The 14732-nt window shown below is 71.3% G+C and carries 13 protein-coding genes; 2 read left to right on the top strand and 11 right to left on the bottom strand.

Features of this window, described 5'->3' with window-relative positions; genetic code table 11:
• Positions 1 to 4 precede the first annotated feature (4 nt).
• From ABD093_RS08920 to ABD093_RS08875, 10 genes are all read right to left on the bottom strand, one after another.
• Positions 5 to 1039 (bottom strand): zinc-dependent alcohol dehydrogenase family protein, encoded by a 1035-nt coding sequence (locus ABD093_RS08920; RefSeq protein WP_193119452.1) that lies wholly within the window; start codon positions 1037 to 1039, stop codon positions 5 to 7.
• A 105-nt stretch (positions 1040 to 1144) separates the two neighbouring features.
• Positions 1145 to 1876 carry a hypothetical protein gene (locus tag ABD093_RS08915; RefSeq protein WP_193119453.1) on the bottom strand — a complete coding sequence of 244 codons (732 nt, stop codon included), beginning with the start codon at positions 1874 to 1876 and terminating at the stop codon, positions 1145 to 1147.
• Entirely contained in the window at positions 1873 to 2796 is a 924-nt protein-coding gene (locus ABD093_RS08910) for an ATP-binding cassette domain-containing protein (protein WP_343923840.1), read from the bottom strand. The genes ABD093_RS08915 and ABD093_RS08910 overlap by 4 nt, the downstream gene beginning before the upstream one ends.
• A 40-nt stretch (positions 2797 to 2836) precedes the next feature.
• Positions 2837 to 3559 carry a hypothetical protein gene (locus tag ABD093_RS08905; RefSeq protein WP_343923838.1) on the bottom strand — a complete coding sequence of 241 codons (723 nt, stop codon included), beginning with the start codon at positions 3557 to 3559 and terminating at the stop codon, positions 2837 to 2839.
• Positions 3556 to 4566 (bottom strand): ATP-binding cassette domain-containing protein, encoded by a 1011-nt coding sequence (locus ABD093_RS08900; protein ID WP_343923836.1) that lies wholly within the window; start codon positions 4564 to 4566, stop codon positions 3556 to 3558. The genes ABD093_RS08905 and ABD093_RS08900 overlap by 4 nt, the downstream gene beginning before the upstream one ends.
• Complete coding sequence (locus ABD093_RS08895) at positions 4563 to 4943, bottom strand: GntR family transcriptional regulator (RefSeq protein WP_343923834.1); 381 nt, start codon at positions 4941 to 4943, stop codon at positions 4563 to 4565. Before ABD093_RS08895 ends, ABD093_RS08900 begins: the two co-directional genes overlap by 4 nt.
• 190 nt (positions 4944 to 5133) lie before the next feature.
• Positions 5134 to 6186 (bottom strand): GNAT family N-acetyltransferase, encoded by a 1053-nt coding sequence (locus ABD093_RS08890; protein WP_319021713.1) that lies wholly within the window; start codon positions 6184 to 6186, stop codon positions 5134 to 5136.
• Positions 6183 to 6944, bottom strand: a complete 762-nt coding sequence (locus tag ABD093_RS08885; RefSeq protein WP_193119458.1) for a class I SAM-dependent DNA methyltransferase — start codon at positions 6942 to 6944, stop codon at positions 6183 to 6185. Before ABD093_RS08885 ends, ABD093_RS08890 begins: the two co-directional genes overlap by 4 nt.
• A gap of 107 nt (positions 6945 to 7051) precedes the next feature.
• Positions 7052 to 9007 carry a glycoside hydrolase family 2 protein gene (locus tag ABD093_RS08880; protein ID WP_343923832.1) on the bottom strand — a complete coding sequence of 652 codons (1956 nt, stop codon included), beginning with the start codon at positions 9005 to 9007 and terminating at the stop codon, positions 7052 to 7054.
• A gap of 216 nt (positions 9008 to 9223) precedes the next feature.
• Positions 9224 to 10309 carry a LacI family DNA-binding transcriptional regulator gene (locus ABD093_RS08875; RefSeq protein ID WP_193119460.1) on the bottom strand — a complete coding sequence of 362 codons (1086 nt, stop codon included), beginning with the start codon at positions 10307 to 10309 and terminating at the stop codon, positions 9224 to 9226.
• A 463-nt stretch (positions 10310 to 10772) separates the two neighbouring features.
• On the opposite strand from ABD093_RS08875, the gene ABD093_RS08870 reads away from it, so the two are divergent.
• Positions 10773 to 12341: a DEAD/DEAH box helicase gene (locus tag ABD093_RS08870; protein ID WP_343923831.1), complete on the top strand. Its 1569-nt coding sequence runs from the start codon at positions 10773 to 10775 to the stop codon at positions 12339 to 12341.
• The gene (locus tag ABD093_RS08865; RefSeq protein WP_193119462.1) at positions 12338 to 12781 is read left to right on the top strand and encodes a rhodanese-like domain-containing protein; all 444 of its coding nucleotides are present in this window, start codon (positions 12338 to 12340) and stop codon (positions 12779 to 12781) included. The genes ABD093_RS08870 and ABD093_RS08865 overlap by 4 nt, the downstream gene beginning before the upstream one ends.
• A gap of 137 nt (positions 12782 to 12918) precedes the next feature.
• Here the strand turns inward: ABD093_RS08865 and ABD093_RS08860 are convergent, their stop codons facing one another.
• A complete protein-coding gene (locus ABD093_RS08860) occupies positions 12919 to 14472 on the bottom strand; it encodes a long-chain-fatty-acid--CoA ligase (RefSeq protein WP_343923830.1) in 1554 nt (517 codons plus the stop codon).
• Positions 14473 to 14732: the final 260 nt, after the last annotated feature.

Genomic DNA, 14732 nt, shown 5'->3' with positions numbered 1-14732 from the left:
CTCGTCAGCGCAGGCGGGCCACGGTCATCCCGGCGGTCGTGGGCGGCTGGTCCATGGCGAGCATCGCCGCGGGCAGGTCCTCGAGGTCCAGGATCCGGCCGACGGTGCGGCCGAGGTCCAGGCGTCCGCTCGCGATGTCGGCGAGCAGGTCGCGGTACTCGGCGACGGCGAGGCCGTGGCTGCCGAGGATCTGCAGCTCCTGCCCGATCACCTGCCCCATCGGCAGGGCGGGGTCCGCGTCCTCGCCCAGCAGCAGGCCCACCTGGACGTGCCTGCCACGGGGGCGCAGCGAGCTGATCGCCGTGCGGGCTGTCGCCGCGGAGCCCAGGGCATCGAGGGTGACGTGGGCACCGCCGCCGGTGGCCTCGCGCACCCGCTCGACGATGTCGGGGCCCGACGCGAGGGCCGTCGCGCCGAGCTCGGCGGCGGCCGCGAGCGCGTGCTCGGAGACGTCGATCGCGACCACGTCGGCGCCCGCGGCGAGGGCGACCATCACGCAGGCGAGGCCCAGTCCGCCGCAGCCGAACACGGCGACGCTCTCCCCGGCGCCCACGCGGGCCTGGGTGAGCACGGCGTGATAGGCCGTGCCGACGCGGCAGCCGAGGCCGGCGGCGAGGGTCATGTCGATGCCGTCCGGCAGGGCGACGAGGTTGTGGTCCGCCTCGATGACCACGACCTGCTCGGCCCAGGATCCGGGCAGGTCGAAGCCGGGCTGGTGCTGGTCCGGGCACACCTGGGGCGCTCCGGCGAGGCACTGCTCGCAGCGTCCGCAGGAGAGGATGAACGGTGCGGTGACCCGGTCCCCCGGCGCGAACCGCGTGACGTCGGCGCCGACCTGCTCGACGACGCCGGCGAACTCGTGACCGGGGATGTGCGGGAGGTGCACGGAGTCGTCATGGCCCTGCCAGGCGTGCCAGTCGCTGCGGCACACCCCGGTGGCGTGGACGGTCACAACCGCGCCGCGGGGTGGGCACTCGGGGTCGGGGACCCCGACCAGGGACGGCTGCTCACCGAAGGCGTCGTAGCGTACTGCTCTCATGGGGCCATCCTCCCGCAGCCCGGTCGGTGCGCGCCGGGACGATCACACCAGCCCTTCCGGAGACGCCACCGAGCCGGTGAGCGACCGCGCAGCCGACCGGAGCGCTCAGGCCGTACGCGCCCAGACCCTCGAGCGCTGATGCAGGACGAGCAGGCCGCCAGCGATCGCCACCACTGCCACGGGAACGAATGCGACGGACGACGCGGGTTCCGCAGCGCCCTGTCGACCGAGCACCGTCCCGAGCACCAGGACGAGCATCTGCACCCCGTAGATCGCGAAGGTCACGAGGAGGTACATCCCGAAATACGACAGCAGAGCCCGGCCCCACACCACCGTCGACGAGCTGCTCAGCGCGTCACGGCCCACCCAGAGATGCGACCACATCACAGCCGGCACCCATACCGCCAGGTCCTGCCAGTAGTAAAGGGTCGGTGCGGGCAGGAAGTATCCGGCCACCTCGATCCGTCCGAGGGTCGCGGGCTCCACCACGCCGCCGTGCGGGCCGAGCAGGACCGTGACGGCCGCGACGAGCAGCAAGGCCATCTGTGCGAGCAGCACGAAGCGCACTCGGGCACGCACGTGGGCGGCCCGAGAGATGCCGAGCGTCCCCCGCAGCACGCTCTCCCTCATCGGATCCCGGGGACCTGCTGCGACGGGCACGGCGACTGCGAGCAGGATAGGCACGATGCCAAGCCGCGCGAGCTGTCCGACCGCGAGGAGCAGGACCGCCAGCGCGACGACACCGCTTCCCCACAACAACGGGCGTTGGAGGGTGAGCTCGAGGCGGAGGGCGCGGTTCGGCGGTGCCCCGGAAGTCCCGCGCAGTGTGGCGGTCACGCGAGAGCCTCCGTGTCGTGGCGGCCGCTCCGGGCGGCGAGGGTGAGGCTGACGATCTCAGGCAGGGTCGGCTCCCGCAGCGCGGTCCCAGGAGGGAGACCGACGGCGTCCTCGACGGCGATCAGCGCCTCCCGGGCACCGTCGCCCCCGACAGTGCGCGCCCCGCTGGGTACGGAAGGAGCGCCAGAGGGGTACATGGCGACGACGTGGCTCTCGACGAGCTCGTCGACGTCGCCCTCGAGCACCGTGCGGCCCGCGTGCAGCACCACGAGGTGGTCGATGAAGCGATCCATCCCGTCGAGATCGTGAGTGGAGATCAGGATCGAGCGATCCTGCTCTTCTGCGAGAAATCCGCGCAGAGTGTCCAGCAGGTCGGTTCGGGCGAGCGGATCGAGCCGCGCGAACGGTTCGTCCAGGATGAGGAACCGAGGATCAGCGGAGAGAGCGTGAGCGATCGAGAATTGGGTGGCCAGCCCAGCGGACAGGGACGAGATCATCGCGTTCGGGCGGATACGGTGTTCCCTGAGCATCCGGGTGAAGCCGTCGGCATCGAAACGGTCACCCAGTCGTCGGCGCAGCGCGATCACATCGCGCGCCGTCCACTCCTCGGGGAAGACGGGCTCATCCGGCACGACACCGACCCAGGGCGTGATCGCGCACGCCGCCGGGCCGATGGAGCTACCTAGGACCTCGACGATTCCGGTCGCTGGCCGCAGGATGCCGGTAAGCGTGCGCAGCAGTGTCGTCTTCCCTGCGCCGTTCGTGCCGACCAGCGCCGTGGCGCGCCCCCTCGGTGCCGTGAGGCTGACATCCTCGAGAGCTCGGATCGGGGCACGTAAGCGGCCGCGGGGGTGCGGGATATCCACCGCCAGGTTGTCGACCCGGGCGGCGGGAGCGAGAGCGGGAGGGAATTGACTCACGCGAGCCTCCTGGGATGCGTCGAGCTCTGCATCGGACGGGTCATGCCGTCACCGCCAGATGCGTCGGGAGGCCCGAGTCGAGCTGAGCGATCCAGGCGCGCACGCGCCGTCTCAGCAGCAGGGACAGCAGCACGATGGCGAGCACAAGGATCGCAGCCGCGGCGATCAGCGACGGCCCGCCCCCGCTGCCGAGCACATCGAAGGTCATCAGGGGCCCGATGACGACGGCACCGAGCAGACCGGCGCAGAAGTAGACGGCCAATGAGGTCAGGAGCATCCCTCGACCCGGCCGGCGCGTGACGCACTCGCCACCGACGAAGATCGCGACGACGAGCATCACGGTCCCGGAGTACAGGGTTCCCACCGGGACGACGAGGAGCGGCGAGAGCGACGGTGCACCGGAGACCGTGAACGTCGGCCCTGCGCCGCTGACCGGTTCCCGTCCCACTGCCGTGGAGAGCAGCGTCGCAGCAGCCGCGGTGACGATCAGGGCGGTGGTCTCCACGGCGATCACCGCCGACCTCCCTCGCACCCGGTCAGCGCGCGAGAGGCCGAGACCTGCGCGGAGCTCCTCGCGCTCGAGCGTGTCCGCCCTGCCGTAGCGGTACCAGGCCAGCGCCGCCCAGATCGGGAGCACCGTCGTGAGCGCGTCCGTCAGCACAGCGGCGGCGGCGAGGCTCAGCACGCACAGCAGCATGCTGGTGCCGAATCGTCCGCTGTTCAGGCGCAGGTCCGCGATGAAGGCCTGTCTGGTCGTGGTCATGCCGCGTCTTTCCTCGGGTCGGGACGACGCGTTGCCGTCGCGGCGCGCAACCAATGCGTGACGAGTTCACTCACACCGGGGCGACGGAGATCGGCCCCTGGGGGCAGCCCCGCGGCCTCCTCGAGATGCACCAGAGCACGCGTGGTACCCCCGGTCGTGACGGCACCGATCATCGGCGAGGCGATGCTGTCGCCGTCCATCCCCGGTCCGGCACTGTCCTGTTCGAGCAGGAGGAACTCCTCGCGCAGCATCTCCACGTCCCCTTCGAGCACGTTTTGACCCTGAGCGATCACGATGAGGTGGTCCACGAAGCGGTCCATGCCGTCGAGGTCATGGGTCGACAGCAGGACCGTGCGGCCTTCCCGTGCCATCAGGGTGCGGAGATCATCGACCATCTCGGTGCGGGCCAGCGGATCCAGACGGGCCAGCGGCTCGTCGAGGATGAGCAGACGGGGGTCATGCGCCAGGGCTGCTGCGACGGCGAGTCGGGCGAGCTGCCCCCGGGAGAGTCCGCCGACGGACCTGCCTGCGGGAACGCGATGCTCGGCGAGATACGCGTCGAACCGTGCGCGGTCAAAGTGCCGGGCGGTCGAGCTGTGCGCCCGAGCGACGTGGCGCGCGGTCCACCGTGCTGGGTAGGCGGGGGCATCCGGGACGATGGCGACGCCGTCCGGCAGCCCGACGGTGGCCGGCCCCAGCGACGTGCCGAGCACCTCGATGCTCCCGTCGGAGAAGGGCACCGCGCCGCTCAGCACCCGCAGCGTCGTGGTCTTCCCGGCGCCGTTGGTGCCGACGATCGCCGTCACCTGTCCTGTCGGCACCGTGAAGGAGAGGTCGCGGACGGCACGGATCGGCGCTGCGTACGGACGCTCGTCGGAAGGCAGCTCGACAGCCAGGTCGCGCACGACCACTGCGGCGGCCTCGGGCTCATCGGGCGCATCGAGGTGCGCAGGTCGAAGCGAGCGGGCGTTGTGGGCAGACGACGGGTCAGAGGGCAGGAAGCTCATCGGTCCTCCTCCTCGAGGGCGTGGGTGAGTCGGTCGTGGAGCTCGTCGGCGCCGATCCCGGCAGTACGAGCGGTGCGGACGGCCTCGGCGAGGGACATATCGACGCGCCCCAGGGCGCGGCTGCGCACCTGGTCGGGCTGCTGGGCCCGGACGAAGACACCCTTGCCGCGCACCGCGTCGACGAGCCCGTCGGCCACCAGCTCGTTGTAGGCACGGGTGGTGGTGATGACGCTGACCCGCAGGTCACGGGCGAGGACGCGGATCGAGGGCAGAGCCTCGCCCGCCGCGAGGTCACCGCGCAGGATCAACTCGGCGAGGCGGGCGCGGATCTGTTCGTAGATGGGTTCGGGGGCGGACGGGTCCAGCGGTATGTGCATGGCCCCACTCCCCGTCGTCCAGAACGATCAACTGAGCCTACTGTTCATATTCACTATGAACAGTGGGGGCGGGTGATGTCAAGCGGCGGCGTCACGCGGCGATGTCACGCAGTGCTGGCAGAGGCGATGCCGAGCGGTGACGTCACGCGGAGCAGTCGAAGTCCGGACGCCGGGACGGCGAGGGCAGCTGTCAGGCGACCGGCTTCTCATAGGTCGCGTAGACGCTCTCGCGCACGAAGCCGAGGGCGTCGTAGAGGCGGGTCGCGCCGGTGAGCGATTCGGCGTCGACCTCGAGCTCGGCGCTCGAGTACCCGGCCTGCGATGCCGCCTCGAGGGTCCGCGCGAGAACTGCGCGGGCGATGCCGCGACCGCGGGCCGACGGGCGCGTGCCCACCAGGGCGATGTGCAGCACCCCGGGCTTGTCCTCGGAGGTGATCACGTAGCCGAGCACGGACCCGTCGGCGTCCACCGCGACGCTCGAGAGCTCACGCCGCGAGGTGTGGGAGGACCACCAGATGTTCCAGCGCTCCGCAGTCACCGGGGCCGATCCCCAATGGTCGGCGAACGCATCGAGGTGGGCGAGGCGGGTGGCTTCTCGCTCCGAATCCTCCGGGGCGCTGACCCGCACCCCCGGCAGATCGACCGTCGGGAGAGCCGCTCCGGGCAGCTCGCGCACCATGGTCAGCCAGCTGCGGGCGCGCTGGTAGCCGCGCTGGGCGAGGAGCGGGCGCACCTCGGCGCCACCGGTGAGCGGGGCGTCCGTCGGTGCGTTCGCCTGTGCTTCCGTCGCGGCGTCCGCCTGTCCGTCGACCTCGGGGTCCCGGCCTCCGGAGACGCGGAACACGGCGATCGCGACGTCGGGGTGACGCTCGGCGGCGAGCTGGGCGGCGCGGGCCTCGGCCCAGGTGAACAGCTCCGTTCCCAGGCCCTGGCGGCGGCGAGCGGGGTCGACGGTGCCCATGAGCTGGCAGCGCACCCGCCCCTCCGAGTCGGGGGCGGTCGAGACGTCGACGGCGCAGAAGCCGAGCAGCTCCTCCCCCTCGCGCACCGCCACGGAATCCCGGGCGAGGTCGAGGTCGGGCATCGAGAGCCATTCGCGGATGCTCGGCTCCTCGGCCGGCTCGCCGGACTGCTCGACAACGTCCACGCGGTTCAGCAGGGCGGTGAGGGCAGGGACGTCCTCGAGGGTCAGCGGGGTCCAGGTCAGAGAGGTAGGGGGCAGGGCGTTGGTCGTGGAGGTCACCGGTCAAGTGTAGGGAGCCGGTACACGCTCACGTGGCTGCCCGACTCCGCGGTGAACTCGGCACGGTCCCAGTCCGCCCAGCGGCTCTCGAGCGTGAAGCCCGCCAGCTGCGCCATCAGATCGAGCTCGGCGGGCCAGATGTACCGCTGCGGCGTGCGGCCGATGCTCGCCTCGCGGGACCCGTCCACCTCGGGGTCGAAGCGCACGTGATGGGACACGAGGACCTGGCGCAGGGTGTCATAGGTGTCGACCAGCAGGTAGCCGGGCTCGGAGTGCTCGAGCGTCCCTCCGGTCCCCGGGGTGAGGGAGCGCAGGTCCGGCACCATCAGCTCGATCACGAAGCAGCCGCCCGGAGCGAGGTGGCGCGCGGCGTTGCGGAAGCACTCGACCTGCTCCTCCTGGGTGAGCAGGTTCGAGATCGTGTTGAACACCAGGTAGACGAGGGAGTAGCCCTCCCCCGCCCGTGCGGTGGTCATATCGCCGGCGACGACCGGGATCTCCGTGGCGTCGACCTTCTCGCGCAGTCGGGCGATCATCGCCTCGGACAGCTCGATGCCGGTCACGGCGACGCCCGCCTCGTGCAGGGCGATCGCGACACGGCCCGTGCCGATCGCGAGCTCGAGGGCGCTGCCGCCGGCGGCGAGCCCCGCCAGGGTGGCGGCCGTCGGCCCCAGCACCTCCGGGGCGAACATGCCCTCCCCAGGGGTGTCGTACTCGGCGGCAGTGCGGGCGTCCCACAGGCGTGATTGATCGACCATGGCCCCATCGTGGAGGAGATCGCCCGGGGCGTCACGGGATTATCCGTGGTGCTCCGGGCGATCCCGGCGTCAGCGAGCGGGCCCTCGAGAGAGGATCCCGCGCGGTATCAGGCCTCCTGCTCGAAGGCGGCAGCCTTCTCCTGGACGGCGCGCAGTCGTGCCAGATCGAGCTTGCGGCCGCGCTCGAAGTCGACGATGCCGTTCTTCTCCTGGAACACGTCGGTCATCTGCGTGTAGCAGTAGGCGAACATGAGCGGGTCCTCGAGCAGCACCCGGGTGAGGCCCTCGAAGCGCGTGTAGAGCTCCTCCTCGCTGCGGATCCGCTGGCCGTAGCCCCAGGACTCGGCGGCATTGTTCCCGGCGCGGTCGGCCTCCTCGGCCTTGCGCGCCTCCTCCTCGTTCCACCAGATGCCGCCGTACTCCGAGACGAAGTAGGGCTGACCGGCGTAGGGAAGGGAGAAGGCGCCGTCCGCGAAGGGCATCTCGTCGGGCCCGAGGTCGCGCCGGTTCGCGAAGGGCTCGCCGGCGGCGAGGCCGGACTGCTCCTCGCGGAAGCGCTCCGGGTCCTGCTCATACGAATGGGAGTCGTAGACGTCCGCCCCGCGCACCCTGTGGGAGTAGCCGGAGGCGTCGAGCACCGGGCGGGTGGGGTCGGCGAGCTTGGTCGCGTCATACATCGCCTGGGTGACCGCGTCGAGCTGGGTGATGCGGTCGTGCATCAGCTGATGGGTCTCGTTCAGCGGGCACCAGCCGATGATCGAGGGATGGTTGAGGTCGCGCTGGACCGCCTCGACCCACTGGCCGACGAAGGTCGCCGGGGGTTGCTGGTTGTCCCCGTCCGGCCCGAAGCCGTGGACGCCCCAGTCGCCGAACTCGCCCCAGGTGAGGTAGCCGTGCAGGTCCGACCAGAAGTGCATGCGCTGCTCGAAGACCTTCTGGTGGAGCCGGGCGCCGTTGAAGCCCGCCTCGAGGGAGAGGCGGATGTCGGTGGTCATCGCGGCGTCCGTCGGGGAGGTCATGAAGGACTCCTCCCAGTAGCCCTGGTCGAGCACCAGGCGCTGGAAGACCTTCTCGCCGTTGATCCGGAACTCGTGGTCGCGCAGCGAGGTCGAGCGCAGGCCCGCATACGAGCGGACCTCGTCGAGCACGGCGCCGTCCGCGCCGAGCAGTCGCACGGTGAGGGCGTAGAGCTCGGGCGTGCCGGGGCCCCAGACGCGCACGTCGTCCTCGGGGATCGCGAGCTCCAGGTGCGGGGCCAGGTCCAGATCGGCGCGCACCGCGGCCCGGGCCACCTCGTCCCCGCCGGGCACGGAGGCGACGACCTCGAGGCGGGTGCCGGCGGTGGTGCGCGAGAGCGGCACGTCCAGGGCGAAGGAGCGGCCGCCGAGCGAGGGCAGCACGCGCAGCGAGCGGATCTCGTCGGCCGGGACGCCCTCGAGCCACACGCTCTGCCAGATGCCGGTGGTGCGGTGGTAGTTCGCGGCGGTGGGCTTGAACTCGTGGGACTGCTTGCCGCGGGCCTGCGGGACGCCGTGGGGATCGCGGGCGCGCACCACGATCTCGACCTCCGCGCCGGGGCCGACGGCGGGGACGATCGAGAGATCGGCCGAGAATCCGGTGAAGCCGCCGCGGTGGCGGGCCACCTCGACCCCGTTCGCCCAGACGGTCGCATCCTGATCCACGGCCTCGAAGCGCAGAATCGGGCGCAGCCCCTCCCAGTCGGCGGGAACGGTGACGGTGCGGCGGTACCAGACGGCCTCGAGGAAGTCGCGGTTCCCGATCCCGGAGGCCTCGGTCTCCGGGGCGAAGGGCACGAGGATCTCGGAGTCCAGGTCGCGCTCGAGCAGTCCGCGGTCCCGGCCGGAATCACCCTGGTCGATCTCGAACTGCCAGGTGCCGTTCAGCGTGAGCCAGGTGGGGCGATGCAGCTGGGGGCGCGGATGCTCGGGGCGGGGCACGTCCGTCACCGCGGACAGCGGGGCGTCGAGCAGTGCGGCGAGCTCGTCGGCGCGGGAGAACAGGGAGCTGAGGTGCTCCGGGAGTTCGGGGGTCTGGGCGTTCACGAACGGCTCCTGGGATCGGTGGTGCTCGGCGCTGAGTCTCCGGCGCACTCGAGGCGCCGGTACGGATCGGTCAGGATCCAGTCAAGCGCACCCGACCCCTGATTGCAACGTGGGAACCGAGGATTCTCAGGGCCTTCGCCCGGCCGACGGTCGCGCTCGGGTGGACTCCCGCCGATCACGGCCCGGGGGGCTCCGACTTGATCAACCGGTGGGCGATCACGCCCGGGTGGATTCCCGCACGATCAGCCGATGGGCGATCACGGTCTCCGCCCCACCCGTTCGGCTCGCCCCGCGCTTCCCGCTGTCGTCGGCGCCCGCGGCGGCCTGGCCGGCATCCCGCTCGGCATCCTGCTCGGTTCCCCGCTCTGCGCCGGAGATCGCGGCGGCGAGGGCGGCCGCGACGAGGGCGTCGAGGTCCGGGGCGACCGAGGTCAGGGTGGGGACGGTCCAGGCGGCCTCGACCATGTCGTCCCAGCCCACGACGGCGACGTCGTCCGGGACCCGCAGTCCCCGCTCCCGCAGGGCGGCGAGCGCGCCGATCGCCAGCAGGTCGTTGCCGGCGACCACCGCGTCGAAGGCGATGCCCTCCTCCAGCGCGCGGAGCACCTCCTCGCGCCCGGACTCCCGGTCCCAGGCGCCGGTGGCCCGGATCAGAGCGTCCTCCAGCGGGAGCTCGGCGAAGCGGCTCGCCGCCGTGAACCCGGCCAGACGGTCCGTGCCGGTCGAGCGCACTGCCCCCTCGGCACCGAGGAACAGCAGGCGCCGATGGCCGGTGCCGACGAGATGGCGGACCACATCCGCCGCGGAGGAGACGTTGTCGATCGCCACGTGCACGACGTTCGGAGCGGCCGTGAGGCTCTCCCCCAGCAGCACCACCGGCGGCCCCGAGCGACGGTCCAGGAGATCGGAGGGCTCGAGCGCGGAGGGCGAGATGACCACCGCGTCGACGGGGCGGGCGGTGCGGCCGCGCACGTGGGCCCGCTCCACCTCGGCGCTGTGCAGGGACACTTCCACGCTCACCGTGTAGCCGCGCTCGCGGGCGGCGGCCTGCATGCGCTCGGCGAGGCGGGCGAAGTAGGGGTTCTGGAGCTCGGGGACCACCAGGGCGATCGACCTCGTGGGGCCGCCGCGCAGATCTCGGCCGATGTGGTTGGGCACGTACCCGAGCTCGTCGATCGCCGCGAGCACCTTCTCCCGGGTGTCGGCGCGCACCACAGGGCGCTCGTTGACCACGTTCGAGACCGTCTTCCAAGACACCCCCGCGCGCTGGGCGACGTCCTTGATGCTCACTCTGCGTGCCATCGCTCGCTCCTCGTCCGTCCTGTCACCAGGGGGCGTCGCCCCCGTCCCCACCGTCTCACGTGGGAAGGATACCGGCTCCCGCCAGCACGCCGGCGCGGGCGCGATCCGGGCTCCGACGCGGGCTCGATCAGGGCTGCGACGCGGACTCGATCAGGGCTCCGACGCGGACGCGATCCGGGCTGCGACGCGGACGCGATCCGGTGCAGAAGATCCCTCGGTGCGCGTCGCGCAGGTCACCTGCAGGCGGGGCCGACGGGGGTGGCGGCAGTGGTATCTCACATCCTGCGCGTCGATCATTCCCCCAGGAGGGAGCCCGGTCTACCGTTGCGCTTGCGTGCCGTCATCCCGCCGCGGCACAGGTCCCACCTCTCAGTGGTGACAGCGCAGCCTCTGAGCCGCTGCCACGGCAGCGCCTGGGCACCGGACGCATCGGGCGGGATCTGCATCTTCAGAACGGATCTCCGTGACCTCCCCCGATTTCGTACGCCTCGGCGTGCCCTCTGTCCTGGTCGACGCTCTTGCGCCCCAGGGCATCACCCAGCCCACCCCCATCCAGGCCGCGACCCTGCCGGACTCCCTGACCGGTCGCGACATCCTGGGCCGGGGCCGCACGGGCTCCGGCAAGAGCTACGCCTTCCTGCTGCCCCTGGTGGCACGCCTGATCGCCGAGCCCAAGCGCCGCGCCCCCCGTAGGCCGCGCTCGCTCATCCTCGCCCCCACCCGCGAGCTCGCCTCGCAGCTCGCCGATTCCCTGGTGCCGCTCGCGGCGGCCACCAGCCTGCGCAGCACCGTCGTCTTCGGCGGCGTCGGCCAGAACCCTCAGGTCAAGGCCCTGGCCAGCGGCGTCGACGTGCTCGTCGCCTGCCCCGGTCGCCTGCTGGACCTGATGGGACAGGGTCACGTGGACCTCGGCGGCGTCGAGATCACCGTGATCGACGAGGCAGACCACATGGCTGACATGGGCTTCCTGCCCATGGTCCGCAAGATCCTCGACAAGACCCCGCCCAAGGGCCAGCGGATGCTGTTCTCCGCGACCCTCGACTCGGGAGTCAACAAGCTCGTCAAGCAGTTCCTGCACGAGCCCGTCACCCACTCGGCGGATCCGGCCTCCAGCCCCGTCGGCACCATGGAGCACCACGTGCTCGAGGTCGACGGCAATGCGCGCTTCGACGTGCTGCGCGACCTCGCCGCCGCACCCGGCCGCACGATCATGTTCACCCGCACCAAGTACGGCGCGAAGAACCTCGCCCGCAAGCTCGCCGCCCGCGGTGTGGATGCTGTGGATCTCCACGGCAACCTCTCGCAGAACGCTCGCACGCGGAACCTCGAGGCCTTCGGCTCCGGTGAGGCGACCACCATGGTCTGCACCGACATCGCCGCCCGCGGCATCCACGTCGACGAAGTGGCCCTCGTGGTCCACGCCGACCCGCCCGTCGAGCACAAGGCGTACCTGCACCGCTCGGGCCGTACCGCCCGCGCCGGTGAGTCGGGCACCGTCATCACCGTGCAGACCTCTGATCAGAAGCGCGACGTGAGCGACCTGATGCGCAAGGCCGGCATCAAGCCGACCTACCACTCGCAGGTCAACCCCTCCTCTGCCGTGCTCACGCAGCTCGCCCCCGGCGAGCGCACCGAGATGCACGAGCCCCGTTCCCCCGAGCCCGCCGAGCGCCCCGAGCGCACCAGCGGCGGCCGTGGCGGTCAGGGCGGTCGCGGTGGCCGAGGCGGCCAGGGCGGTCAGGGTGGTCGCGGAGGCCAGGGCAGCGGTCGCGGCGGCCAGGGCGGTCAGGGCTCCGGCGAGCAGGGCGCACGTCCCGAGAGCGGCCAGCGCTCCGGTGGCGGCCAGCGCTCGGCCGGCGGCCGGCGCGGTGGCCAGGGCGGTCGCGGCGGGCAGGGCGGCGAGGGCCGTCCCGCACGCAGCGGCGGCCGTCGTGACAGCGCCCCCGCGCGCTACACGACCAGCTCCGAGGGCTCCGGGAACGGCTCCGTCGGCGGCGGCCTCGCGGCCTTCTCCTCGGGACGCACCCGATGACCGAGGCCGGCGCCGGTCGGCGCCGGGCCGAGTCGCCTGCGCGCCACACGATCGACGAGATCCTCGACGCCGCCCGTCTGGGCGTGGAGCGCATCGAGCCGGCCGCGCTGCCCGACCTGATCGAGCTGGGTGCGCACGTCATCGACATCCGCACCGCGGCGACCCGTGAGCCCGAGGGCCACCTCCCCGGAGCGACCGTCATCGACCGCCTCGTGCTCGAGTGGCGGCTGGATCCCAGCAGCGCGCACCGGATGGACGGTGGCCCGGAGCACGACGACACGATCGTCGTGGTCTGCAACGAGGGCTACTACTCCTCGCTCGCCGCTCGTGACCTGCGGGATCTCGGGTTCGAGAACGCCACCGATCTGGTCGGCGGCTTCCGCGCCTACAGCGAGGCGGGCCTGCCCACCGAGGCGGAGGCCACCCGCGTCGTCGTCTGATCGCGTTGTCGCCCGTCATCGTCTGACCGCATCATCGTCTGACGTCGACGGGCTTCCGGGCCGGGATCGACACCCTCAGGGGTGCCGGTCCCGGCCCGTTCGCTGTCAGGGCGGGTCAGCTCACGCCCGCGGCACGGTCACGTCAGCTCGCGCTTGAGGATCTTGCCGGTCGCCGTCATCGGCAGCTCCTCCAGGATGACCAGCTCGCGGGGGTATTTGTAAGAGGCCATCTGCTCCTTGCCCCAGGCACGCAGCTCCTCGACGGTGACGCTCGCGCCCTGTTCGAGGATCACGAAGGCCTTGATGTCCTCGCCGTGCTCCTCGCTGGGCACTCCGACCACCGCGGCGAGGGAGACCTCGGGATGCGAGATCAGCACCTCCTCGATCTCCCGCGGATAGACGTTGTAGCCGCCGCGCACGATCATGTCCTTGGAGCGGTCCACGATGAAGTAGAAGCCCTCCTCATCGCGCTTGGCGAGGTCGCCGGTGCGGAACCAGCCGTCGCGCATCACCATCGCGGTCTCCTCGGGGCGTCCCAGGTAGCCGGTCATGATGTTGTGGCCGCGCACCACGAGCTCGCCCACGGCGCCGACCTCGGTGACCTCCGCCCAGTCCGGATCCGCGGGGTCGATGAGCATGACCTCGACGCCCCACACCGGCAGCCCGATGGATCCCGGGCGCGGCCTCTCCGCGAGGGAGAAGCAGGCCACCGGCGAGGTCTCGGAGAGCCCGTAACCCTCCATGATCGAGATCCCCAGGCGTTCGCGCACCTCGGTCAGGATCTCCACGGGCAGCGGCGCGCCTTCGGAGATGCCCAGGCGCAGGGTCTTCGTGATCGCCGTGGCCCCGGGGACCTCGTCGAGGGCGTGGAGCAGGCCCCACCACATGGTGGGCACTCCGGCGAACACCGTGACCTGATGTGCGGTCATGAGTTCGAGCGCCTGGCGGGCATCGAAGCGGGGCATCAGCACCAGCGTGGCCCCCATGGAGAATCCTGCGTTGAGGTTCACGGTCGCCCCGAAGGTGTGGAAGAGCGGCAGCGTCACCAGGTGCGTGTCCTCCCCCGGCTGCGAACCGAACAGGCGGTTGCAGGTCAGGGCGTTCATCAGCTGATTGGAATGGCTGAGCTCGGCGCCTTTGGGACGCCCGGTCGTGCCGGAGGTGTAGAGCACCACCGCGGTGTCGGTCTCGCGGGCCTGCACCGTGGAGAAGGTGGTGGGCTGCTGCGCCACGGACTCGGCGAGGGTGGGCACCCCGTCGAACGGGCTCGGGGCCGACGGGTCGGCCGTCATCAGCACGAGGTGCGGCTGGGAGGCCGCTGCCTGTGCGCCGTCGTGCCCGTACGTGCCGATCGGCAGCTCCTCGGTCCCTTCGAAGCAGAAGAAGACCTTCGCCGCGGCGTCGTCGAGGAAGTAGGTGACCTCGCGCGCCTTGTTCAGGACGTTCAGCGGCACCACCACGGCACCGGCCTTGAGGATTCCGAAGTAGACGATCGGGAACTGCGGGAGGTTGGGGCAGCTCAGCGCTACCCGGTCCCCGGGTTCGACGCCGAGGGAGACCAGCAGGTTGGCGACCTGGTTCGCGGCGGCATCGACCTGGGCGTAGGTCAGGCTCAGCGGGCCCAGAACCAGGGCCGTGTGATCGGGTCGGGTGTGGGCGCTGTCCTCCAGCACGATGGAGAGGTTGTACATGGACGGGCTCCTTCGGACGACGGTGTCTCGATGGAGGCTCACGATACGAGCCGGGCGTGTCAGATGGTCTGTGTAAGCCGTACCGAGAGGAACGGTAAGAATCATGACCATGACCAACGAGAAGCAGCAGCCGGGCGGTGAGCCGTCGGGCCAGGATTTGGTCGAGCAGTTGAAGGCCTCCGGAGGAGGTGTCAAGTTTTCTGTGTAAGGGGCCGGTCGATCAGTCCTTCTGCCGGGTGGTCAGAGGGGGAGTCGGTTGG

The organism is Brachybacterium tyrofermentans, assembly GCF_039526165.1.
GTDB lineage: Bacteria > Actinomycetota > Actinomycetes > Actinomycetales > Dermabacteraceae > Brachybacterium > Brachybacterium tyrofermentans.
The sequence above is the reverse complement of the archived record's forward strand: the minus strand, read 5'-3'. Positions and strand labels throughout refer to the sequence as shown.